The organism is Microtetraspora sp. NBRC 13810 (assembly GCF_030268685.1).
Taxonomy (GTDB): Bacteria; Actinomycetota; Actinomycetes; order Streptosporangiales; family Streptosporangiaceae; genus BSRQ01.
In genome coordinates, this window is record NZ_BSRQ01000010.1 from 194082 (window position 1) to 215622 (window position 21541).

23 protein-coding genes are annotated in these 21541 nt (G+C 72.6%); 10 read left to right on the plus strand and 13 right to left on the minus strand.

From position 1 onward, the window contains the following. The first annotated feature begins 115 nt into the window (after positions 1-115). From ftsH to hypF, 6 genes are all read left to right on the plus strand, one after another. Positions 116-2107, plus strand: coding sequence for an ATP-dependent zinc metalloprotease FtsH (gene ftsH / locus QSK26_RS21570; protein ID WP_285777018.1), 1992 nt, complete (start codon positions 116-118; stop codon positions 2105-2107). A gap of 90 nt (positions 2108-2197) precedes the next feature. Further along, positions 2198-2671 (plus strand): helix-turn-helix transcriptional regulator, encoded by a 474-nt coding sequence (locus QSK26_RS21575; protein ID WP_285777019.1) that lies wholly within the window; start codon positions 2198-2200, stop codon positions 2669-2671. Continuing rightward, positions 2577-3155, plus strand: coding sequence for a D-sedoheptulose-7-phosphate isomerase (locus tag QSK26_RS21580; protein ID WP_285777020.1), 579 nt, complete (start codon positions 2577-2579; stop codon positions 3153-3155). The genes QSK26_RS21575 and QSK26_RS21580 overlap by 95 nt, the downstream gene beginning before the upstream one ends. Next, positions 3152-3409 (plus strand): HypC/HybG/HupF family hydrogenase formation chaperone, encoded by a 258-nt coding sequence (locus tag QSK26_RS21585; protein WP_285777021.1) that lies wholly within the window; start codon positions 3152-3154, stop codon positions 3407-3409. Before QSK26_RS21580 ends, QSK26_RS21585 begins: the two co-directional genes overlap by 4 nt. Next, entirely contained in the window at positions 3406-4074 is a 669-nt protein-coding gene (locus QSK26_RS21590; protein ID WP_285777022.1) for a D-sedoheptulose-7-phosphate isomerase, read from the plus strand. Before QSK26_RS21585 ends, QSK26_RS21590 begins: the two co-directional genes overlap by 4 nt. A 27-nt stretch (positions 4075-4101) precedes the next feature. After that, positions 4102-6534 (plus strand): carbamoyltransferase HypF, encoded by a 2433-nt coding sequence (gene hypF, locus QSK26_RS21595; RefSeq protein WP_285777023.1) that lies wholly within the window; start codon positions 4102-4104, stop codon positions 6532-6534. Positions 6535-6545: 11 nt separating this feature from the next. Here hypF and hypE read toward each other — a convergent pair whose 3' ends face one another. Genes hypE through QSK26_RS21655 form a run of 12 tightly spaced genes read right to left on the minus strand, consistent with a single transcriptional unit; the run spans position 6546 to position 16537 of the window. After that, positions 6546-7652 (minus strand): hydrogenase expression/formation protein HypE, encoded by a 1107-nt coding sequence (gene hypE, locus QSK26_RS21600; RefSeq protein ID WP_285777024.1) that lies wholly within the window; start codon positions 7650-7652, stop codon positions 6546-6548. Beyond that, complete coding sequence (hypD, locus tag QSK26_RS21605) at positions 7649-8776, minus strand: hydrogenase formation protein HypD (protein WP_285777025.1); 1128 nt, start codon at positions 8774-8776, stop codon at positions 7649-7651. The genes hypE and hypD overlap by 4 nt, the downstream gene beginning before the upstream one ends. Positions 8777-8788: 12 nt before the next feature. Continuing rightward, positions 8789-9061: a HypC/HybG/HupF family hydrogenase formation chaperone gene (locus QSK26_RS21610; protein WP_285777026.1), complete on the minus strand. Its 273-nt coding sequence runs from the start codon at positions 9059-9061 to the stop codon at positions 8789-8791. Continuing rightward, positions 9039-9398, minus strand: coding sequence for a hydrogenase maturation nickel metallochaperone HypA/HybF (locus QSK26_RS21615; RefSeq protein WP_285777027.1), 360 nt, complete (start codon positions 9396-9398; stop codon positions 9039-9041). Before QSK26_RS21615 ends, QSK26_RS21610 begins: the two co-directional genes overlap by 23 nt. Continuing rightward, positions 9391-10314 carry a hydrogenase maturation protease gene (locus QSK26_RS21620; protein ID WP_285777099.1) on the minus strand — a complete coding sequence of 308 codons (924 nt, stop codon included), beginning with the start codon at positions 10312-10314 and terminating at the stop codon, positions 9391-9393. Before QSK26_RS21620 ends, QSK26_RS21615 begins: the two co-directional genes overlap by 8 nt. A gap of 5 nt (positions 10315-10319) precedes the next feature. After that, the gene (locus QSK26_RS21625) at positions 10320-11597 is read right to left on the minus strand and encodes a hypothetical protein (RefSeq protein ID WP_285777028.1); all 1278 of its coding nucleotides are present in this window, start codon (positions 11595-11597) and stop codon (positions 10320-10322) included. A 3-nt stretch (positions 11598-11600) separates the two neighbouring features. Continuing rightward, entirely contained in the window at positions 11601-12281 is a 681-nt protein-coding gene (locus QSK26_RS21630) for a DUF6084 family protein (RefSeq protein ID WP_285777029.1), read from the minus strand. Then, positions 12278-12490 carry a hypothetical protein gene (locus QSK26_RS21635; RefSeq protein ID WP_285777030.1) on the minus strand — a complete coding sequence of 71 codons (213 nt, stop codon included), beginning with the start codon at positions 12488-12490 and terminating at the stop codon, positions 12278-12280. The genes QSK26_RS21630 and QSK26_RS21635 overlap by 4 nt, the downstream gene beginning before the upstream one ends. Next, positions 12487-13164, minus strand: a complete 678-nt coding sequence (locus tag QSK26_RS21640) for a DUF5947 family protein (RefSeq protein ID WP_285777031.1) — start codon at positions 13162-13164, stop codon at positions 12487-12489. Before QSK26_RS21640 ends, QSK26_RS21635 begins: the two co-directional genes overlap by 4 nt. Further along, positions 13157-13690: a NifU-related iron-sulfur-binding protein gene (locus QSK26_RS21645; RefSeq protein WP_285777032.1), complete on the minus strand. Its 534-nt coding sequence runs from the start codon at positions 13688-13690 to the stop codon at positions 13157-13159. Before QSK26_RS21645 ends, QSK26_RS21640 begins: the two co-directional genes overlap by 8 nt. Before the next feature lie 10 nt (positions 13691-13700). Continuing rightward, on the minus strand, positions 13701-15506 hold the full coding sequence (locus QSK26_RS21650; protein WP_285777033.1) for a nickel-dependent hydrogenase large subunit: 1806 nt from the start codon (positions 15504-15506) through the stop codon (positions 13701-13703). 14 nt (positions 15507-15520) lie between these two features. After that, complete coding sequence (locus tag QSK26_RS21655) at positions 15521-16537, minus strand: NADH-quinone oxidoreductase subunit B family protein (protein ID WP_285777034.1); 1017 nt, start codon at positions 16535-16537, stop codon at positions 15521-15523. 191 nt (positions 16538-16728) lie between these two features. On the opposite strand from QSK26_RS21655, the gene QSK26_RS21660 reads away from it, so the two are divergent. Further along, a complete protein-coding gene (locus QSK26_RS21660; protein ID WP_285777035.1) occupies positions 16729-17181 on the plus strand; it encodes a hypothetical protein in 453 nt (150 codons plus the stop codon). Positions 17182-17184: 3 nt separating this feature from the next. Here the strand turns inward: QSK26_RS21660 and QSK26_RS21665 are convergent, their stop codons facing one another. Next, the gene (locus QSK26_RS21665; RefSeq protein ID WP_285777036.1) at positions 17185-18207 is read right to left on the minus strand and encodes a LacI family DNA-binding transcriptional regulator; all 1023 of its coding nucleotides are present in this window, start codon (positions 18205-18207) and stop codon (positions 17185-17187) included. Positions 18208-18382: 175 nt separating this feature from the next. On the opposite strand from QSK26_RS21665, the gene QSK26_RS21670 reads away from it, so the two are divergent. The 3 genes from QSK26_RS21670 to QSK26_RS21680 are packed head-to-tail and all read left to right on the plus strand — an operon-like array spanning position 18383 to position 21499. After that, complete coding sequence (locus tag QSK26_RS21670; protein WP_285777037.1) at positions 18383-19669, plus strand: ABC transporter substrate-binding protein; 1287 nt, start codon at positions 18383-18385, stop codon at positions 19667-19669. Between the two features lie 16 nt (positions 19670-19685). Further along, a complete protein-coding gene (locus tag QSK26_RS21675; RefSeq protein WP_285777038.1) occupies positions 19686-20669 on the plus strand; it encodes a carbohydrate ABC transporter permease in 984 nt (327 codons plus the stop codon). Continuing rightward, positions 20666-21499: a carbohydrate ABC transporter permease gene (locus QSK26_RS21680; protein WP_285777039.1), complete on the plus strand. Its 834-nt coding sequence runs from the start codon at positions 20666-20668 to the stop codon at positions 21497-21499. Before QSK26_RS21675 ends, QSK26_RS21680 begins: the two co-directional genes overlap by 4 nt. Positions 21500-21541 lie beyond the last annotated feature (42 nt).

Below are 21541 nucleotides of genomic sequence, written 5' to 3' on the forward strand. Positions count from 1 at the left end.
GAGGCGAAGAATCAAATATAGAATACTGTATACAACTTTCATCGTGCCCTCATCGGACACTCAGCAAAGTGGTAGGTGAACAGCTCGACCCCTCTTTGGGAGCACCGGAGCAGACATGAACGCCCCACACATCCACACCGCAGGCCCGCCCGACCCGGGCGGCGCGACGGGGCGCAACGAATCCGGCGGCCGGCCCGTCCCCGGGCGGCCGACGGCGCCACAGCCGCGCATCCCCTGGTCCCGTGCCTGGATCTTCACCCTCGTCGCCGCGTTCTTCTTCCTCGTGTTCTTCGGCCCGGACATCTACGCGGCCATGACCACGGACGACCTGACCTACAGCGGCTTCCTCGGCGACCTCACCCGCCACGCGGTGGCGACGGTGTCCGTCGGCAGCAGCGGAGAGCTGACCGGACGGCTGTCCACCGGGCAGGACTACGCCACCCAGGCCCCGGTGTGGGCGCTCAACACCAGCGACCTCGCCTCCCGCCTCACCGCGGCGGGCGTCCAGATCTCGGCCCACCAGCAGGACGACACCCTGCGCAGGCTGGTCACGTCGCTGCTGCCGACGTTGCTCTTCCTCGGCGCCCTGGTCTGGGTGGGCAGCCGGATGCAGCAGGTGATCGCCGCCGGGAGCGGCGCCATGGGCGGCGTGTTCCGGGGCAGGTCCCGGCTCACCGAGGCCGAGCGGCCCTCCGTGCGGTTCGACGACGTCGCCGGTTACGAGGGCGTCAAGCAGGAGGTGCACGAGGTCGTCGACTTCCTCCAGCACCCCGACCGTTACCGCCGGGCCGGCGCGCAGGGGCCCCGCGGCGTGCTGCTCGTCGGGCCGCCCGGCACCGGCAAGACGCTGCTGGCCCGCGCCGTGGCCGGTGAGGCCCGGGTGCCGTTCTTCGCGGCCACCGGCAGCAGCTTCGTCGAGGTCTACGTCGGCCTCGGCGCCTCGCGGGTGCGCGAGATGTTCGCCGAGGCCCGCACGCACGCGCCGTCGATCGTGTTCATCGACGAGATCGACGCCGTCGGCGCCCGCCGTACGGCAGCCGGGCCGAACAAGAACGACGAGCGCGAGCAGACGCTCAACCAGCTCCTCGCCGAGATGGACGGGTTCACCCGGGACAGCATGGTCGTCGTGCTGGCCAACACGAACCGGCCCGAGGTGCTCGACGCGGCCCTGCTGCGCCCCGGGCGCTTCGACCGCCAGGTGCAGGTGCCGCTGCCCGGCCAGGCCGACCGGCTGCGCATCCTCGACGTGCACGCCCGGGACAAGCCGCTGGCCTGCGACGTCGACCTGTCGGTGGTCTCCCGCGGCACCCCCGGGCTGAGCGGCGCCGATCTGGCCAACCTGGTCAACGAGGCCGCGCTGCAGGCCGCCAGGAACGACCGGGACGAGATCCGGGCGGCCGACTTCGACGAGGCCAGGGACCGGCTGCTGCTGGGCAGGCGGGACGACTCCACCGCGCTGCTGCCCGACGAGCGGCTCACCGTCGCGGTGCACGAGAGCGGCCACGCCGTCGCGGCGGCGCTGTGCCCGACGGCCGACCTGGTCACGAAGATCACCATCCTGCCGGTGGGCGTCGCGCTGGGCGTGACCCACCAGCTGCCCAGGGACGAGCGCCGCCTGTACACCGAGGAGTACCTGACCGAGTCGCTGACCGTCAGGCTGGCCGGCCGGGCCGCCGAGCGGCTCGTCCTGGAGCAGTCCTCGACCGGCGCCGCCCGCGACCTGTCCACCGCCACCGAGCTGGCCGTGCGCATGGTGCGCGAGTACGGGCTGTCCCCGCAGCTCGGACCGGTCGCCTACCCCGGCGGCGCGCTGCCGCAGGCGAACGGCGACCCGCTGGAGCGCCCCTACGCCGAGGCCACCCAGCGGGTGATCGACGCCGAGGTGGGCAGGCTGCTCCGCAGGGCCGAGCAGTGCGCGGCGGCGCTGCTGGAACGGCACCGGGAGGCGCTGGACGAGCTCACCCGGCGGCTGCTGGACGAGGAGACCCTCGACGGCTGCGAGGTCTACGACATCGTCGGCTGCCTGCCGAGCGGGGAGACCGTCTGGGAGCCGATGGACGCCGCGGACGACCCGGGACCCTCGACCGGGATCGCCGGACGCCCTTGAACCTGCGCATACCGTTAGGCGCGATTACCCAGGCGCCACCGTGCGGAATGAACCCTACCCAAGCGGCTGTCTCCGGAACGGTGGTAAGGAGTGGGTGGTCTCGAACCCAGGAGCTTTCTCAGCTCCTGCCTGCTGCTGCTCCTGGTCGAGCGGCCGGACCACGGGTACGACCTCGTCGAGCGGCTGCGTCCCTTCGGCGTCGCCGACGGTGACACCGGCAGCGTCTACCGGGCGCTGCGCGCGCTGGAGCGGCGCGGCTGCCTCAGCTCCGACTGGACGCCCTCCAACTCCGGCCCCGCGCGGCGGATCTACATGCTGACCGCCCAGGGACACGCGGAGCTGTCGGCGTGGCTCGGCACCCTGGAGGAGACCCGCACCAGGCTCGACTACTGCCTGCGCCGGCTCACGCCGCTCATCAAGCAGCACCGGCCGCCCGGCGCCGGGATCGGCCCGGGGGAAGGGAACGCGGATGGTCCCGCTGATCGAGGAGGCGTGCGAGTCCCGCGCCGCGCCGCACCGGGCCCTGGCCCTGGACGCGGAGCGGATCGCCCTCGCCTGCCGTGACATGGCGCAGCGCTTCCACGCCGGCGGCAGGCTGCTGACCTTCGGCAACGGCACGGCCGCCGCCGACGCCGGGCACCTGGCCGTGGAGTTCTCCCATCCGGTGGGCGTCGGGAAGCGCGCCCTGCCGGCGATCTCGCTGGCCGGCGACGCCGCCGCGGTGACCGGCCTGGCCCGTCTCGGCGGTCAGGCCGCCGCCTTCTCCGCACAGCTCCGGCTGCTGGGCGGCCCGGGGGACGTCGCGGTGGGCATCGTCGCCGGCGACCCGTGCGAGAACGTCCGCACCGCCCTGGCCGCCGCCCGCGAGCTGGGCATGCTCACCGTCGCCCTCACCGGGCAGGCCACCGCGGGCGTGACCGCGGACCACCTGCTCGCCGCCGGCAGCGACGACCCGCTGATCACCCGCGAACTGCACGTGACCACCTATCACCTCCTGTGGGAACTCGTCCACATGTTCTTCGAACACTCCGCCCGGGTGTCCCGGTGACCGGCCCGCGCCATCCGCCGGGCGAGGGATCGTCCTGCCCCGGCGACGTCTGCGTGACCTGCTCCGACACCGCCGTCCCCGTCACGGTGACCGAACTGCTGCCCGGCGGGCTGGCCCTGGCCGACACCGGCGCCGGGATCGAGGAGATCAGCGTGGCGCTGGTCAGGGCCGGGGTCGGCGACGTGGTCATGGTGCACGCCAAGGAGGCCATCGCGGTCCTCGGCCGGCCCCCTTCCGCCGGAGCCCCCTCGTGACCGGCCCGGTCGGGCGGCCCGCGAACGGGTCGGTGTACCCGTTCCCGCACCGGGGCGGCGGGGACGACGAGACGGTGTTCGCCGAGGTCGTCAGGTCCACCGCCGAGAAGGCGCACGAGGCGCTTGACCTGCGGGTGCGCGTGCTGCGGGAGCTCGGCCCCCGGCTGTCGGCGTGCGCGGACGCGATGACCGCCGCGTTCCGGGGCGGCGGCAGGCTCTTCGCCTTCGGCAACGGCGGCAGCAGCACCGACGCCCAGGCGGTGGCCCAGCTGTTCCTGGCCCCCCGCCGGGCCGGGCGCCCGCTGCCGGCCGTCACGCTCACCGGTGACGTCGCCCTGCTGACCGCGCTCGGCAACGACGTGGGCTTCGAGGTGATCTTCGCCAGGCAGATCGCCGCCCTGGGCGCCCCCGGCGACATCGCCGTCGGCCTGTCCACCAGCGGCGGTTCGGCCAACGTCGTGCTCGGCCTGGAGGAGGCGAGCCGCCGCGGCATGGTGACGGTCGGCCTCGCCGGCTCCGGCGGGGGCCGGATGGCCGAAGCCGGCGTCACCGGCCACCTCCTCGTCGTCCCCTCCGCGTCCGTGCACCGCGTCCAGGAGGCGCAGACCACGATGTGCCACGTGCTGTGGGAGCTCGTCCAGCGATCGCTGGCCGAGCCGACCTGACCGGTGGCGGAGGACGCGACCGGCCCGGTGCGATCGCTGGTCCGGGTCCGGGGGGTGGTGCAGGGGGTCGGGTTCCGGCCTTTCGTGCACGCGCTGGCGGTGCGGTACGGGCTGGCGGGCCTGGTGGGGAACGATCCCGGCGGCGTGTTCATCGAGGCCGAGGGGCCGGTGGCCGCGGTGAGCGCGCTGGTGGAGGACGTGCGCCACCGGGCTCCGGCGCTCGCCGTGGTGGAACGGGTCGAGGTGACGCCGATCGCGCCGACCGGGACCGCCGGGTTCCACATCGTGCCCAGCCTGCCGTACGGCGGCGGCCGCACCCTCGTCCCGCCGGACGCGGCCACCTGCGACGCCTGCCTGGCCGAGCTGAACGACCCGGCCGACCGCAGGTACCGGTACCCGTTCGTCAACTGCACCGGGTGCGGTCCCCGGTACACCATCGTGACCGCGCTGCCGTACGACCGTCCGGCGACCACGATGGCCGGCTTCCCGCTGTGTCCCGCGTGCCGGGCGGAGTACGAGGACCCGGCCGACCGGCGGTTCCACGCCCAGCCGGTCTGCTGCCCCGCCTGCGGTCCCGTCCTGTCCCTGGTCACGCCCGGCGGCGCCGCGATCCCCGGCGACCCGGTGGGCGCGGCGGCGGCGCTGCTGGCCGCCGGCGGGATCGTCGCGATCAAGGGCCTCGGCGGCTACCATCTCGCCGCCGACGCCACCGACGAGCGCGCCGTCGCGACCCTGCGCGCCCGCAAACACCGCCCGCACAAACCGTTCGCCCTCATGCTCCCCGACCTCACAGCCGTCTCCCTCCTCTGCCACCTCGACCTCCCCGCCCCCCTCACCTCCGGTGACCATCGCTCCGGTGACGGTTTCCGGGACTCCGTGGCCGGCGTGCTCACCGGCCCGAGGCGGCCCATCGTGCTGCTGCCCCGGCGGCCGGGCGGCGGGGTCGCGCCCTCGGTGGCGCCGTCGGACGACGTGCTCGGCGTGATGCTGCCGTACACGCCGTTGCACCATCTGCTGACCGGGGAGGTGGGCCGGCCGCTCGTACTGACCAGCGGCAACGTGGCGGACGAGCCCATCGCCCACCGTGACGGCGACGCCCTGGCCCGGCTCGGCGCCGTCGCGGACGCGTTCCTCACCCATGACCGGCCGATCCACGTCCCGGCCGACGACTCGGTGGTCCGCGTCTTCCGCGGCACGCAGGTCCCGGTACGGCGGGCCCGCGGCCACGCGCCGGAGCCGATCACGCTCCCCCGGCCGCTGCCCCGGCCGGTGCTCGCCTGCGGCGCCGAGCTGAAGAGCACGTTCTGCCTGGCCACGGACCGGCACGCGTTCCTCTCCCCGCACATCGGCGACCTGGAGAACTACGAGACGCTGCGCGCGTTCACCGGCGGGATCGAGCACTTCCGCCGCCTCTTCGGCATCGACCCGGCCGTGGTGGCGCACGACCTGCACCCGGAGTACCTCTCGACGAAGTACGCGCTCGGCCTGCCCGGCGTCGAGACGGTCGCGGTGCAGCACCACCACGCGCACATCGCCTCCTGCCTGGCCGACAACGGCGAGACGGGACCGGTCGTCGGGATCGCGCTCGACGGCACCGGGTACGGCCCTGACGGGACCATCTGGGGCGGGGAGCTGCTGGTGGCGGACCTGGCGGGCTTCCGGCGGGCCGGGCACCTGGAGCCGGTGCGGATGCCGGGAGGCGTCACCGCCATCAGGCAACCCTGGCGGATGGCCGCCGCCTACCTCCACACCGCCTACGGCCCCGCCGCCGACAACGACGACGGCCACAGCCACGGCCCCACGGCCGGCCGGCACGCCCCGTACGGCTCCGCGCCGGTCGGCGGGCTCGGGGTGGTGCGGCGGAACGCGGCCCGCTGGCCGGCGGTCGCCGCGCTGCTGGCGGCCGGACCCGCCGCCGGGGCCGCCGCCCCGCTCACCTCCAGCGCCGGCCGCCTCTTCGACGCCGTCTCCGCCCTGCTCGGCCTGCACGACACGGTGACCTACGAGGGCCAGGCCGCGATGGAGCTCGAACGGCGGGCGGACCGCACCGTCCGGGACGGCTACCCGGTGAGTGTGACGGCGACCGCCCCGGCCGCCGGGGAGGACGTGCTGGTGATCCGTGGCACGGACCTGGTCCGGGGGGTGGTCGAGGATCTGGGGCGGGGGGTGCAGCCCGCGGTGATCGCGGCCCGGTTCCACCACGGGCTGGCCGCCGCGGTGGTGACCGCGGCGGCCCGCGTCGCGGCGGGCGCCGATCTGGGCACGGTGGCCCTGTCCGGCGGGGTGTTCGGCAACATGCTGCTGCTCGGCGCGGTCGCCGACGGTCTCGCCCGCGCGGGCCTGCGCGTCCTGCTCCACCGCCGGGTCCCCGGCAACGACGGCGGCGTCAGCCTCGGCCAGGCCGCCGTGGCGGGCGCGCTCGACGCCCGCCGCGGCGCCGTCGGCCGGCCGCCTCCCTGACGGCGGCGTGGTCAGCAGATGCGGGGCAACGGGTCTCCGACGAGGACGTCGACGATCCGGGTGCCGCCGAAGGCGGTCCTGAGCAGGACCAGGCCCGGCGGATCGTCCTTGATCGTGCCGATCACGGCGGCGTCTTCGCCCAGCGGGTGCCCGCGCAGCGCCTCGACGGCCCGCCCGGCGCACTCCCCGGCGACCACGGCGACGAACCTGCCCTCGCAGGCGACATAGAGCGGGTCGATGCCGAGCAGCTCGCACACGCCGGTGACCTCGGGCCGTACCGGGACCGCGTCCTCCTCCACCACCACGGCCACCCGGGCGGCGGTGGCCACCTCGTTGAGGATGGTGGCGACCCCGCCGCGGGTGGCGTCGCGCAGCGTCCGCACCTGGCCGGGGACGGCGTCGAGCAGCGTGGCGACGACGTCGTGCAGCGGCGCGGTGTCGGAGCGCAGGCCGGACTCGATGCCGAACTCGCCGCGGGCCAGCATGATCGCCGCGCCGTGGTCGCCGATCGGGCCGGACACGACGACCGCGTCGCCCGGCCGCGCGGCGGTCAGCGACGGCGCCGACGGGCGTTCCAGGAGCCCGACGCCGGAGGTCGTGACGTAACAGCCGTCGGCCTTGCCCCGCTGGACGACCTTGGTGTCGCCGGTCACGATGGACACGCCCGCCGCCCGCGCCGCGGCGGACATCGAGGCGGTGATCCGGCGCAGGTCGGCCACCGGGAACCCTTCCTCGAGGATGAACCCCGCCGACAGGTAGAGCGGCCTCGCCCCGCAGACCGCGAGGTCGTTCACGGTCCCGTTGACGGCCAGGTCGCCGATGTCGCCGCCGGGGAAGAAGAGCGGCGAGACCACGTAGGAGTCGGTGGTGAACACCGCCCGCGCGCCGTCCAGCGGCAGCGTGGCCCCGTCCTCCAGCGGCGCCAGCAGCGGGTTGCCGAACGCCTCCAGGAAGACCGCGTCGATCAGCGTCCGGGTGGCCCGGCCGCCCGCGCCGTGGGCCAGCGTGATCCGCTCCTCCCGGACGACCGCCTTGCGCCGCCGCGCGCGCTCCACCCGCGCCAGGACCTGCGACTCCTTGGCGCCTCGCGCCTCCACGGCGATGGGATCGGAGTTCATGCGCGGGTCGCCTCCCTGACCCGCTCCCGGCTGAAGCGGCCGAAGTTGTAGTAGGCGGCGCAGGCGCCCTCCGAGGAGACCATGCAGGTCCCGATCGGCGTCTCGGGCGTGCAGGCGGTGCCGAACACCTTGCACTCCCACGGTTTGAGCACGCCCTTGAGTACCTCGCCGCACTGGCAGGACTTGGGGTCGGCGATCCGCGCGCCGGGCACGTCGAAGATCCGCTCGGCGTCGAAGGCGGCGTACTCGTCGGACATCTCCAGCGCCGAATGGGAGATGAAGCCGAGGCCGCGCCACTCGAAGTGCGGCCGCACCCGCATCACCTTCCCGATGGCCTCCAGGGCGATCCGGTTGCCCTCCCACGGCACCACCCGGGCGTACTGGTTCTCCACCACGGAGCGCCCCTCGCCCACCTGGGCCAGCAGCATGTCCACCGACTGCAGGATGTCCAGCGGCTCGAACCCGGCGACCACCAGCGGCTTGCCGTGCTCCTCCGCGATGAACCGGTACGGCTCGCAGCCGATCACGGCCGAGACGTGGCCGGGACCGACGAAGCCGTCGAGCCGCAGGTCGGGCGAGTCGAGGATGGCCTTGATCGCCGGGATGATCAGGACGTGGTTGCAGAACACGGAGAAGTTCCCGACGCCCTCCTCGGCCGCGCGCAGCACGGTCATCGCCGTGGACGGCGTCGTGGTCTCGAAGCCGATCCCCATGAAGACCACGTTGCGGTCCGGGTTCTCCCTGGCGATCTTGAGTGCGTCCAGCGGCGAGTACACCATCCGGATGTCGGCGCCCTCGGCCTTGGCGTCGAGGAAGGACCCCTCACCGCCGGGCACCCGCATCATGTCGCCGAACGACGTCATGATCACGTCGGGCCGCCGGGCGATGTGGATGGCGTCGTCCACCCGTCCCATCGGGATGACGCACACCGGGCAGCCCGGCCCGTGCACCAGCGTCACGGCCGGCGGCAGGTGGTCCTCCAGGCCGTGCTTGTAGATGGTGTGGGTGTGCCCGCCGCACACCTCCATGAACTTGTACTCCCTGCCGGGCTCGCACCGGGAGGCGATCCGCGCGGCGAGCGCCCGGGCCGCCGCGGCGTCGCGGTACTCATCGACGAACCGCATGGTCCACCCCGTTCATGTGATGTCCGACCCTTTCAGCGCGTCGATCTCGTCGTCGTACGCCTGCCCGGTGCCGAGGAGCATGTCCAGGACCGCCTTGGCCTCCGACTCGGAGATCTTGGACAGGGCGAAGCCCACGTGGACGAGGACCCAGTCGCCGGGCTTGAGGTCCTCCCCCGCGAGCAGCGCCACGTTGATGCGCCGGCGGACCCCGCTGATGTCCACGACCGCGAGATCGGCGTGTTCCTCGGCGGGGCCCACCAGCTCACCGGGGATGCCGAGACACATCGGCGCCGCCCTCCAGCCGGATCGACTCCAGGACCAGCTCGTCGCCGCCGGTGACGTCCACGTCGCCGCCGCAGCTCGGGCAGGCCGCGAGCGCGTCCGCGGACTCGGTCCGGCCGCCGCAGCCGCGGCAGTCCAGGGTGAACGGGACCACCACGAGGTCCAGCTCCGCGTCCTGGGCGGCGGTGCCGCCCGCCGCCAGCGCGAAGGCCTGGCCGAACGCCTCCGGGACCACCGCGTGTCCCGCGCCTATCCGGACCCGGACGCCGGTGACCCGCCGCCCCGCCGCCTCCTGCTGCACCAGGTCGACGAGCCCCTCGCACATGCCATGCTCATGCATCGAATACACCTACATCTTGGTCATCTTGAGGTACCGCTCGATCTCCGGCCACTGGCGTACGACCAGCACCGTCACCGCGCCCAGCGTCAGCAGGGCCACGATCTTCGTCTTTCTCATCCCGTTCACCTCCTTCCAACAGGTCGTCGACCAGTGCGAGGGCCAGTTCGGCGGCCTGGCCGAGCACCGCCCGCACCGGGCTGCTGAGCCCGACGCACACGTCCTCGTCCGGGGCGCCGGTCGGCACCGTCGCCGGTTCGCAGGCCAGCACCAGGACCCGGCCGGGCGTGCGGCCCAGTTCCCTGGCGAGGCGCAGCACCTTCACCGGGTCCATGCCGTGGGTGTCCACCGTCACGCCGTCTCCGGGCGGTTCCGCCTCCAGCACGGTGAGGGTTCCCGGCGCCACGCCGCGCGGGGCGGCGTCCACGAAGAGCACGGCGTCGTAGCCGCGTTGCAGGGCGTAGGCGAGGTCCATGCCGCGGATGCCGAAGTCGACGACGTCCACCCCCGGCGGCGGCGGCCGTTCGGCGAGCAGGCGGGCCACCTCGACGCCGAACCCGTCGTCGCCGAGGAAGACGTTGCCGATGCCGGCCACCAGGACGCGCGGCCGGGCGGGCGCCCCGGGGTCGTCCTCCAGCGGCTCGACCTCCTGGACGGAGTAGAAGAACCGGTGCCCCGGGAGCCCGGCCTCGCCCAGGTCACGGCCGGGATCGTCCTCCAGGGTGACGGCGAGGTGCAGGGCGCCGGTGTCGTCCTGCTCGACGCCCTCCACGATGGCGACCCGGCCGTCCATGGCCAGGTCGAAGATGTCCGTACGCGACCGGGGCCGCAGCCGTACCCTGCTGCCCGCGCCGACGCACACCCCGGCCACGGTCACCGTGTCCGGCCCGCGGCCCTCCATCCGCCGCCAGAAGTCCATCGCGCTCACGCGCCACCCCCAGCCGCGGTGCCCGTCGCGGTGTCCGTCGCAGGGCCGGTCGCGGGGCTCGTCGCCCGGTCCGACGCGGGACCGGTCGCACGGTCGGTCGCGGGGCTCGTCGCCCGGTCCGACGCGGGACCGGTCGCACGGTCGGTCGCGGAGCCGGTCGCGGGGTTCGTGGGGCCGGGGGCGCGGAAGGTGCCGTGCAGCCGCATCAGCCGGTCCTGCGGCAGGGCGGCGCAGCGGTCCAGGATCTCCCGGCCCAGCGGGTCCCCCTCGCGGATCTCCCGCTGCTCGTCCTCGGTCAGGCAGAGCACGCTGAGGGTGAGCAACTGGTCGATCTCCGTGGCGTCGAAGAGGTCGCCGGGGCTCTCCGGCGCGATCTTCGGGTGGTCGTAGAGGATGATCGGCGAGGACAGCACGGTGTGCCGGTCGCCCTCGGGCCCCGCCAGGACCGGCCAGGTGCCCGCGTTGCCGCAGCCGCGCGTCACCTCGCGCAGCGCGTCCGGCGGGTCCATCAGCGAGACGAACCGCCCGCGCGGCGAGCGCAGGATGGTGTGCGCGGAGACGAACGCGCGCTCGAGCGCCTCGGTACGGCTGTCGCCGGCCCAGCGGGTGGTGTTGACCACCTCGACGGTGATCCGGCAGACGTCCGGCGTCATCCGCTCGGCGCTCACCACCACCCGCCCGCGCAACGGCCGGCAGCTCCGGACCAGGGCGCCGGCACGGCGGCCGGGCGGATCCTCCACCCACTCGACCTGTTCCTCGCCCGGCACGTCGATCTCCACGACGGCGGGCTCGCGCACCAGGTCGGCCAGGACCAGCCCGGACGCGCCGAACTCGCGCTCGGCCGCCTCCTCCCTGGGCACGTACCGCTCCCCGCCCGCGACCAGCTCCACCACCGGTTCGAGCCCCGATCCGGGCCCCTGCCCCGCTCCGGGGGCCGCTCCGGGAGCCTGGCCGGAGGAGCGGCGGGCCGCCGGGCGGGCCACATCCCTGCTGACGACGTGCAGGAAGCGGACCAGCACGTCCACGGTGTCGTCCGGGCCGGCCTCGATCGGGATCTGGGTCCGCATCAGCCACGAGTCGCCCGCGTCCCGGTACCCGCGGGGGTGGACGCCGCCGAGCGTCCAGCGGCGGTTGTTCTTGAGGGCGGAGCGGCGGTAGGGCCACAGCAGGTATCCCTCGTAGAGCAGGGCCCGCGCGACCCGGGTCACCTCGTCCGTCGCCACCGGCTCCCCCGTCCCCGTCATCTCCGCCGCTCCGTCCCTCGTGTCGTCCATCGGTCAGAGTCCCTCCCGCGTGCCCGGCAGCAGGCTCGCGACGACGTCGTCCCAGCCGGGCAGCGCGTGCCTGACCTTGTAGGCGTAGAGCCGGTCGAACGTCTCCCGGTCCAGCCGCAGCCACGCGCTGTGCGGGAAGTAGCGCTCCATGACGTCCTTCCAGACGGCGACCGGCATCGGGAAGTCCACGTCGGTGTCCCACGGGATCAGCGCGGCCTGGAGCAGCCCGTCCTCCAGGTAGAAGATCGTCCCGGTGAAGAGGAACTCCAGCGGGACCTCGCCGTCCGGCAGGACGTGCAGGTACTTCGCGGCGGCCACCTCGAAGTCGTACGTGCACGGCACGTGCAGCTCCACCTCGGTCTCGCCGTCGAACGGCGGCACCTGCACGGCGGCGTGCGCCCACAGCATGCTCGGCGCGGGCCGCTGGTGCGGGCCCTCCGGGCCGAGCAGCTCGCCGAGCCGCCGCCTGGTGGCCGGGTCGTAGGCGCGCCGGGCGACGGCGATGCGGATCTGCGCGTTCAGCGCCACGCCGCGGATCGGCGCCGTGCCGCCGGCGCCGATCCGCAGGGTGAACCCCAGCGTGGGCACGACGGCGAACTCCACCGCCGCCGCGCCCACCAGGCCGATCTTCAGTGCCGGCGGGCAGCCCTTCTCGCCGGCGGCCGGCCGTACGGCGGCGCTCATGCCGGGAAGAGGCCGGGCATCGCCGGGTCGATGGGCTCGCGGTCCTCGGGGTTGATCCCGGTGGACCGGGCGGCCGAGGCCCGCCCGTCGATCTCGTGGCCGGACATCCGCTCGTAGCCGCCGACCTCGTTGCCCTGCCTGACCTTGGCGGTGTGCGAAGGGGCGTCGGGGCGCACGTCGGGCCGGCCCGTCCTGATGCTGTTCGTCATCGTGGGACTCCTTTCTGCTCTCCGATCGGCATGGGTCTGGCCCGGTGGCGCAGACCGGCGAAGAACCCGGCGACGGCGCGCCAGACGTCCGCGCCCCCCGCGAGGCCCTGCCACCGCGTCCGCAGCAGGGCCACGAGGGCGTAACAGTCGTCGATCGGCACCAGCCAGTGGTCCCGCGCGCCGTCCGTACGGTCGATCAGGAGGGCCTCCACGTCCGGCGCGAGCCGCGTCAGCACCGGGTTGGCCGCCTCCACCGCCGCCCAGGTCCGCCCGTCCACCGGCGCCTCCACCGCCCCGGCGGGGCTCGGGTAGAGGACCACCGTCCGGTCCGCGGCCGAGTCGCGGTAGGCGAACGCCATCCGCACGGGGATGTTCAGCGCCGCCCAGGTGGCGTCGTCCAGGGCGAAGCCGGGCAGGTGCCACCGGCGGTCCGGAACCAGGCGGTACCGGTCGCCGGCGGCGGGCGGCCGGTCGAACAGCAGGGCGCACGGCCGGCAGGCGCAGCGCGGCTCGCGCACGCCCGGCTCCACCAGGTGGCGGTGCTCCTCGGCGATCGGCGCGGCGCACAGTTCGCACCGGTGCGCGGGCTCCCCGCCCGGCCCGCCGCCGGCCGGCGGCCCGGCCGGGCGGTCGAGGATCGCGCGCAGGCCGCCGCCCGCCCTCCGCTCACTCACCGGCGGCCGCCTGGACGCCGGGACGGCCGCGGGTCAGGCTGTCCACGGAGATCACCACCGGCGGCGGGTCGCACTCCTCGACCTCCACCCGGTCGAGTTCGGGGGCCGCCTGCCGGATCGCCTCGGCGAGGACGTCGGCGGGGCGCGCCCCCGAACCGCAGCCGCCCCGGCGGCGGCGCAGCCGTACCCGGGCCACGCCGTCGCACACCTCGACCGCCTCCACGACCGCGCCGCCGAGGCGGAGCCGGACCCGCTTCGCGGCCCTGGCGGCCCGGGCGGCGGTGTCCAGCGGGTGCAGGTCGTGCAGCAGGAGCAGGTGCTCGACGAGCTCGTCGTCGGCCAGCGTGGCCGTCAGCCGCTCGCCGCCGGCCGCGGCGATCCGGGCCAGGCCCTCCCCATACAGGTCGAGGACCGCGCGGACCAGCTCGACGGCGGGCTCCGGATCGGGCAGCCGCTGGATGCGGTCCAGCAGCTCCTCGACCCGCGCCACCAGGGCGGCGGCCTTCTCCTCCTCCGGTGCCGTCATGTCAGGACCCTCACGACCGGCCCTGGCCGGAGACGGCGGCGCCGAGCGTCGGGGAGTGCACCTGGCGCAGCACCCGGCCCGGGCCGAGGTACATGTGCACGCCGCAGGGCAGGCACGGGTCGAAGCTGCGTACCGTGCGCATGATGTCGATGCCCTTGAAGTTCTCCGGGCCGTTCTCCTCGAAGATGTGCATCCCCTGCACCGCGTCCTCGTAGGGGCCGGGAGTGCCGTAGACGTCCCGCGGGCTCGCGTTCCACGGGGTGGGCGGGTACGGGTGGTAGTTGGCGATCTTGCCCTCGCGGATCACCATGTGGTGCGACAGCACGCCGCGGACCGCCTCGTGGAAGCCGCAGCCGATCGCCTCCTCCGGCACCTCGAAGTCGGTGAAGACCTTGGTCCGCCCGGCGCGCACCTCCTCCAGCCCCTTCTCCACGAAGAAGACGGCCATCGCCGCGGAGTAGGCGACGAAGTACATCCGGGCGCGGTTGCGTTCGATGGTGTTGGACCACTGGGGGATCTTCCACTCGAAGGTCATCTCCGGGTAGGCCCCGCTCTTGGGCAGGTTGATCTGCACGCTGCGCCCGGTGGCCTTGACGGTGCCGGTGTCCACCAGGCCGGCCAGCGCGGTCGTCCACAGCCGGGCCAGCGGGCCGCCGCCGGTGTCCAGCGCGAGGTGGTCGCCGGTGCGCTGGTCGTACCAGCGCGGGCTCATCACCCAGCTGTAGTTGCCGTCGTCGAGGTTTCGCTTCTGCGGCCTGGGCAGCGTGGTCTGGTTCCACGGGTGGCGCTGGTCCACCGGGTTGCCGAGCGGGTCGTGGCTGACGAAGGTCTCCTCGTTCACCCAGTCGTCGTAGTACGAGCTGCCCAGCAGGATCCGGATGCCGAGGTTGATGTCCACCAGGTTGGTGGTGAGCAGCTCGCCGTCCAGGACGATGCCCGGGGTGACGAACATCGACTGTCCCCAGTCGCCCATCGTCCGGTAGTCGTAGTCGACGACGTCCGGATCCTGGAAGGAGCCCCAGCAGCCCAGCATGACGCGGCGCCGGCCGACCTCCTCGTAGCCCGGCAGGGCCTCGTAGAAGAAGTCGAAGACGTCGTCGTTCATCGGGACGGCCTTCTTGACGAAGTCGAGCACCTTCAGCAGCCGGACCAGGTAGTCGGTGAACAGCTGCGGGGTGGCGACCGTGCCCACGCCGCCCGGGTAGAGCGTCGAGGGGTGCACGTGCCGCCCCTCCATCAGGCAGAACATCTCCCGGGTGAGCCGGCTCATGTGCAGCGCCTCGCGGTACATCGCGCCGGTGAACGGGTTGAACGCGCGCATGATGTCGGCGATGGTGCGGTAGCCGTGGATGTCCCCGCGCGGCGCCTCGGTCACCTCCGCGGTGCGCAGCAGGCTCGGGTTCGTCTCCTTGACCATCTGCTCGCAGTAGTCGACGAACACCAGGTTGTCCTGGAAGAGCGTGTGGTCGAACATGTACTCGGCCGCCTCGCCGAGGTTCATGATCCAGTCGGCCAGCGGCGGCGGCTTGATGCCGTACGCCATGTTCTGCGCGTAGATCGAGCAGGTCGAGTGGTTGTCACCGCAGATGCCGCAGATCCTGCTGGTGATGAAGTGCGAGTCGCGCGGGTCCTTGCCGCGCATGAAGACGCTGTAGCCGCGGAACAGCGACGAGGTGCTCTTGCACTCGACCACCTCGTTGTTGTTGAAGTCGATCTTGGTGTAGATGCCCAGGTTGCCGATGATCCGGGTGATCGGATCCCAGGACATCTCCACCAGTTGCCGGGTCTCCTGCGCCTCCTCCGAGCGGATAGCCACCGGGCGCCCCCTTTCTAGAAGATCTGCCTCGGCTCGTAGCCGCTCGTCAGTTCCGGACGGTTGTGGTGCCACTTGGGCTCTTTGTTGACCGTCTTGTTGGTGATGCCGCGAAGTTTGCGGATGAGCGTCCCGTAGGCGCCGGTGAGGGTGGCGGAGACGGTCGCGCCGGGCGGCTGGTCCATGAACGGCATGAACTTGTCGGGGAAGCCGGGCATCGTGCAGCCGATGCAGATGCCGCCGACGTTGGGACAGCCGCCGATCCCGTCCATCCACCCGCGCTTGGTGACGTTGCAGTTGACCACCGGCCCCCAGCAGCCGATCTTCACCTGGCACTTGGGCGAGTTGTAGTCCAGCGCGAAGTCACCCTGCTCGTAGTAGCCGGCCCGGTCGCAGCCCTCGTGCACGGTCTTGCCGAACAGCCAGGTGGGCCGCAGTTCCTTGTCCAGCGGGATCATCGGCGCGAGACCGGCGACCTGGTAGAGCAGCCAGGTGAGGGTCTCCATGAAGTTGTCGGGCTGCACGGGGCAGCCGGGCACGTTGACGATGGGCAGCCCGCCGGCCGACCGGAAGTCCTTCCCGAGGTAGTCGGCCAGGCCCATGCAGCCGGTGGGGTTGCCGGCCATGGCGTGGATGCCGCCGTACGTCGCGCAGGTGCCGGCCGCGACCACCGCCCACGCCTTCGGCGCCAGCCGGTCGATCCACTGGTTGACGGTGATGGGCTGCCCGGTGATCGGGTCGTTGCCCATCGACGTCCAGTAGCCCTCGCCGTTGATCTTCTCGTTCGGGATCGAGCCCTCCACCACGAAGATGAACGGGCCGAGCTCGTCGTGCCACGCCTTGTTGAAGGCGGTCATGAACTCCTCGCCCACCTCCGCCGCGAGCACCTTGTTGTGCAGGTGCACCTTGGGCAGTCCGGGGACCAGGCCGAGCAGCACGTCCTCGATGCTCGGCAGCGTCGCCGCGGTGACCGAGACCGTGTCCCCGTCGCAGCTCATTCCCTCGGAGGTCCACAGGATGTGAACCTCTTGCACAGCTGTGTCCGTTCTGGCTGCACTCATAGCCCTGAGCCCCCTTGTCGGCCAACTTGGGCATCACGTCGTGTCTATCAACCCGCGGACACGTTGAGTAAGTGCCGATCGCACTTAGTAGTCGCCGACGTGGGCAGGGAGACCGGGAAGCCGTCCAGTGGAAGGTCGAGCCCATGGAATCCGGGAAGCGCAGAATGCCGGCTAGCGAGACATCGGGGGCCACCGCGCTGCGGGCGGGCGTCCGCGGGACGATCGGCGCGATGGCGATGTCCGGCATGCGGCAGGCCGCCACGTCGCTCGGCCTGGTGCACACGGTCCCGCCGGAGGCGGTCCTCGAACGCACCGTCCCCGGCCTGTTCCGCCTGGTGCCGCAGGAGCGGCACCAGGCCATGATCGAGTTCGTGCACTGGGCGTACGGCGCGGGCGGCGGCGCGTTCTTCGGCCTCCTGCCCCGCGCCGTGCGCGAGCGGCCGTGGGCCGGACCGGCCTACGGGGTCGCGATCTGGGGCGTGTTCGAGGCGGGCATCGCGCCGCTCCTCGGCGTGCCGAGGCGACGCGGGACCGCCGTCGAGCGCTGCGTCCTGCTCGCCGACCACCTGCTGTACGGGATCGTGGTGGCCGCCTCGCCGTGGCCGCACCGGGACTGACGGTCAGCTGACCGGCGAGATCTCCCCCGATCCCCGGACGAGCAGCTCCACCGGCACGGTCACCCGGCTGACCGGGCGGCTCGGGTCGGCGATGCGGGCGCGCAGCAGCTCGATCGCGGTGCTGCCGATGGCGGTGTCGTCCTGGGCGACCACGGTCAGGTCCGGCCGCAGCAGGGTGGCCAGTTCGGAGTCGTCGAACCCGACGATGGCCACCTTCGCCGAGTCGGGGCCGAGCCGGCGCAGCACCTCGACGCTGATGCTGGCGTTGCCGGTGACGATCGCGGTGGCCGGGGCCGGGCCGCCGAGCGCCGCGCGGACGGCCGCGTGGATCCGCTCGGGCGCGACCTCCCCGGTGTGCACCATCCCGTCCTGCGGGCTGCCGTGCCCGGTCAGGCAGGACCGGAAGGCGCGCGCCCGCTCGTGCGCGGTGTAGATGCGCTCGTCGTCCCCGATGTAGGCGATCCGGTCGTGGCCGTGCCGGACGAGGTGCGCGAAGGCCGCCTCTATGCCCGCGGCGTTGTCGGAGATCACGCAGTCCACGTCGAGGCCCAGGACCGGCCGGTCCACCGCGACCAGCGACAGCCCGGCGGACAGTTCGGGAACGAGGTAGGCGTGGTCCTCGCCGATCGGTTCGAGGACGATGCCGTCGAACCGGCGCCGGCACATCGACTCGACGACGTGCCGTTCGAGCCGCTCGTCGTCCTCGGTGGAGGCCGCCAGGACCATCAGCCCGGCCGCCCTGGCCGCCTGCTCGACGGCCCGCAGCACTGGGTTGACGTGCGACAGCCGCCGGACGGCCGCGCCCAGGGTGCCGCTGACGCCGAGGCGCAGCTGCCGGGCCCGCTCGTCCGGGCGGTAGCCGAGGGCGGCGATGGCCGCGTGCACCCGCCGGGCCAGCTCGGGGCCCACGGTGGTGTCCTGGTTGACCACCCGGGACACCGTGCGCAGCGCCACCCCGGCCTCGCGGGCCACGTCCACCATCGTCGGCCGGCGGCCCCTGCGCCGGTCGCTCACCTCTCCCACCATGGGGACATCATCTTGGTGATCGTCGCTCTTGGCCATCTCCGGCGCGTTTCAGATGTCGTGACCAATCCGTTGCCGACCTCGCTCTTGAAACCTGGTGGTTACACTCTAACCTTCGGGATAACGTTATCTCAACCCGGCCTCGGGGAGCCGAAACAGGAGCAAGGAGGGCTGTGCAGTGCGCAGATCCCTGGTTTTTTCCCTGGTCACACTGCTTGCGGTGACCGGATGCGGGGTGGGCGCCCAGCCGTCGGCCACCCCGGCGGCGGGCGGGAAGGTCGAGCTGTCCTTCCTCGTCTTCGAAACGCCCAACCTGAACGCGGCGTTCTGGGACGCGGCCATCGCGCGGGCCTCCGCGAAGGTGCCGGGCGTGACCATCAAGAAGCTGGTGACGCCCAACGTGGACCGCACCGGCTACGCCAAGCAGCTCGACGCGGCGGGTAACCTTCCCGACATCCTGCAGTCGGTCAACCCGGCGGGCTTCGCCCAGGCGGGCAAGCTGGCCCCGTTCACCGACGAGGAGCTGAAGAACTTCATCGCCCCCAAGGCGGGCGCCATCGACGGCAAGGTGTACCAGCTGCCGTACAACACCCAGGTCATCCCGGTGATCTACTACAACAAGGACGCCTTCGCCAAGGCCGGGATCACCGAGACGCCCAGGACCTACAAGGAGCTGCTCGACGTCTCCGCCAAGCTGAAGGCGGCGGGCGTCACCCCGTTCGTCGTCGGCGGCGGCGGCGCCGACACCTGGGCCGACATGTACCCGCTGACCGGGACCGTCGCCACCGACGTCTACAAGAAGACGCCCGACTGGCTGACCAGACGGGCCGCGGGCAGCGTGAAGTTCACCGACCCGGACTTCGTGAAGGCCGCCCAGAAGGTCGCCGACCTGGCGAAGGCCGGCTACATCGACCCGGCGGGCCTGAGCCGGTCCTACGCGGACACCGAGCAGGCGTTCCGCGACGGCAAGGGCGCCATGTACCCCATGGGCTCCTGGTTCGCCACCTCGGCCGACAACACCAAGCCCGACTTCGAGATCGGCTCCTTCCCCTGGCCCTCCGACGACGGCTCCCCGGTGACCCCGACCTTCACCGGCGGCGGCACCTCGGTCAGCGCCTCCGCCCCGGACGTGGAGCTGGCCAAGAAGTGGGCGCTCGCCTTCGACGAGGACAAGGAGAACAACGACGCCTTCGTCAAGCTGGACGGCTCCATCCCGGCGATCAAGGGGTACACGCCCCCGGCGGACATGGGCCCGGTCTACCAGGCGACCGTCGACATCTACCAGAAGGGCATGCAGGACAACTCGATCGTCAACGCCTTCTCCCAGGAGACCGGCGACGGCTCGCTGCCGCCCGGCCTGGCCGACAAGGCCGCCCTGGGCGTCCAGGACCTGATCACCGGCAAGAAGTCGGCCACGGAGTTCGCGGCCTACCTCGACGACCAGTGGGCGAAGGCGACCGAGTAGGGCCTGGCACGCAGTCATGACCAAGACCGAGCAAGGGGTGCGGGGCCGGGACGGCCTGCGCACCCCCCGCCCGCCGCACGACGGCAGGGGCGACGGGCACCGGGCGCACGCCCGGGCCCGGCGCCCTCTCGCCCCCGTCCTGGGGCGGTTCGCCCTCTTCGCCCTCCCGGGCCTGGTGGCCTACGTGCTGTTCGTCCTGATCCCGATCGGGATGACGGCCTACTACAGCCTCACCAACCGCAACCCCTTCAACCCGCCGACCCGGTTCGTGGGCCTGCGCAACTACGGCGAGCTGTTCGGCGACCCGGAGTTCCTGCGGGCGCTGGTCAACACCGTGGTGATCACCGTGATCGTCTCGGTGCTGGCCAACGGCGGCGGCCTGCTGATCGCGATGCTGCTGGACCGGCGGGGCAAGTTCTACCTCGCCCTGCGCAGCGTCTTCTTCACCCCCGTGGTGCTGAGCTCCGTCGTGATCAGCGTCATCTGGCAGGCCCTGCTCACCGACGACGGCCTGCTCAACGTGCTGCTGCGCCGCCTCGGCGTGGAGAACCCGCCCGGCTGGCTGTCGGACCCCTCCCTCGCGCTCTACTCGATCGCCTGGATCATCACCTGGCAGATGCTCGGGTTCTGCGTCGTGGTCTACCTGGCCGGGCTCCAGGGCGTGCCGCGCGAACTCCAGGAGGCGGCGGCCATCGACGGCGCCGGCCCGCTGTCCCGGTTCCGCAACGTCACCTGGCCCATGCTCGCCCCCGCCCTGACCATCAACACGGTGATGCTGCTGATCACCGGGTTCAAGGCCTACGACCAGGTCCAGGTCCTCACCAACGGCGGCCCCGGCACCGGCACCACCGCCACCATGGCCTTCCAGGTGGTGCAGACCGCCTTCACCGGCAACCGGATCGGATACTCCTCGGCGATGGCCGCGGTGATGCTCGTGCTGGTGGCGGGCGTCTCGGTGGTCGTGCTGAGGCTGCTCCAGCGACGCGAGGTGTCACAGTGACGGACGGCCGGACCCATGCCTGGCTGCGGCCCCTGGTCGCGCTGTTCCTCAGCGTGGTCTTCTTCCTGCCGCTGTACCTCGTCCTCGTCAACGTGTTCAAGCCGAGCGCCGCCATCGTCGCCGACCCGGCCGGGCTGCCGGCCCCGCCGACCCTGGCCAACCTGGCCGCCGTGTTCTCCCGGCCGGACCACCTCTTCCTGTTCGGCCTGATCAACAGCATCGCGGTCACCGCCCTGTCGATCACCATCGTGACGGTGCTCTCCGCCATGCTCGGCCACTACCTGGCGAGGTCCAGGCACGTGATGGCCAAGGTGGTCATGGTGATGCTGATCTGCGGCCTGATGATCCCGGTGCCGGTGATCCTCTCGCCGATCACCGCGGTGCTGAAGTCGCTGGGCATGATGACCACGCTGCAGGGCCTGATCCTGGTCAACGTCGGCTACTACGTGCCGTTCGGCGTGCTGCTGTTCATGGGGTTCGTCAGGAGCGTCCCGCTGGAGCTGGAGCAGGCGGCCGAACTCGACGGCGCGGGCAAGGTGCGGGTCTTCTGGCAGGTGGTCTTCCCGCTGCTGCGCCCGGCCTCGGCCAGCGTGCTGATCTTCCTCGGCGTGTGGATCTGGAACGACTTCCTCACCCCGCTCATCATCCTCGGCCCGGACAGCGGCACCACCGTGACGGTCGGCGTCTACCGGGCGATCGGCCAGCACCAGTCGGACTTCGGCGCGGTCTTCGCCTTCATGTTCCTCGCCACGCTGCCGATCCTCGTCTTCTACCTCGCCCTGCAGAAGAACTTCGTGAAGGGCCTGACCGGAGGCGCGGTCAAGGGCTAGCCGCCCGCCCGTCCCCGCCCAGTCCTTCCCCTCCACGCAAAG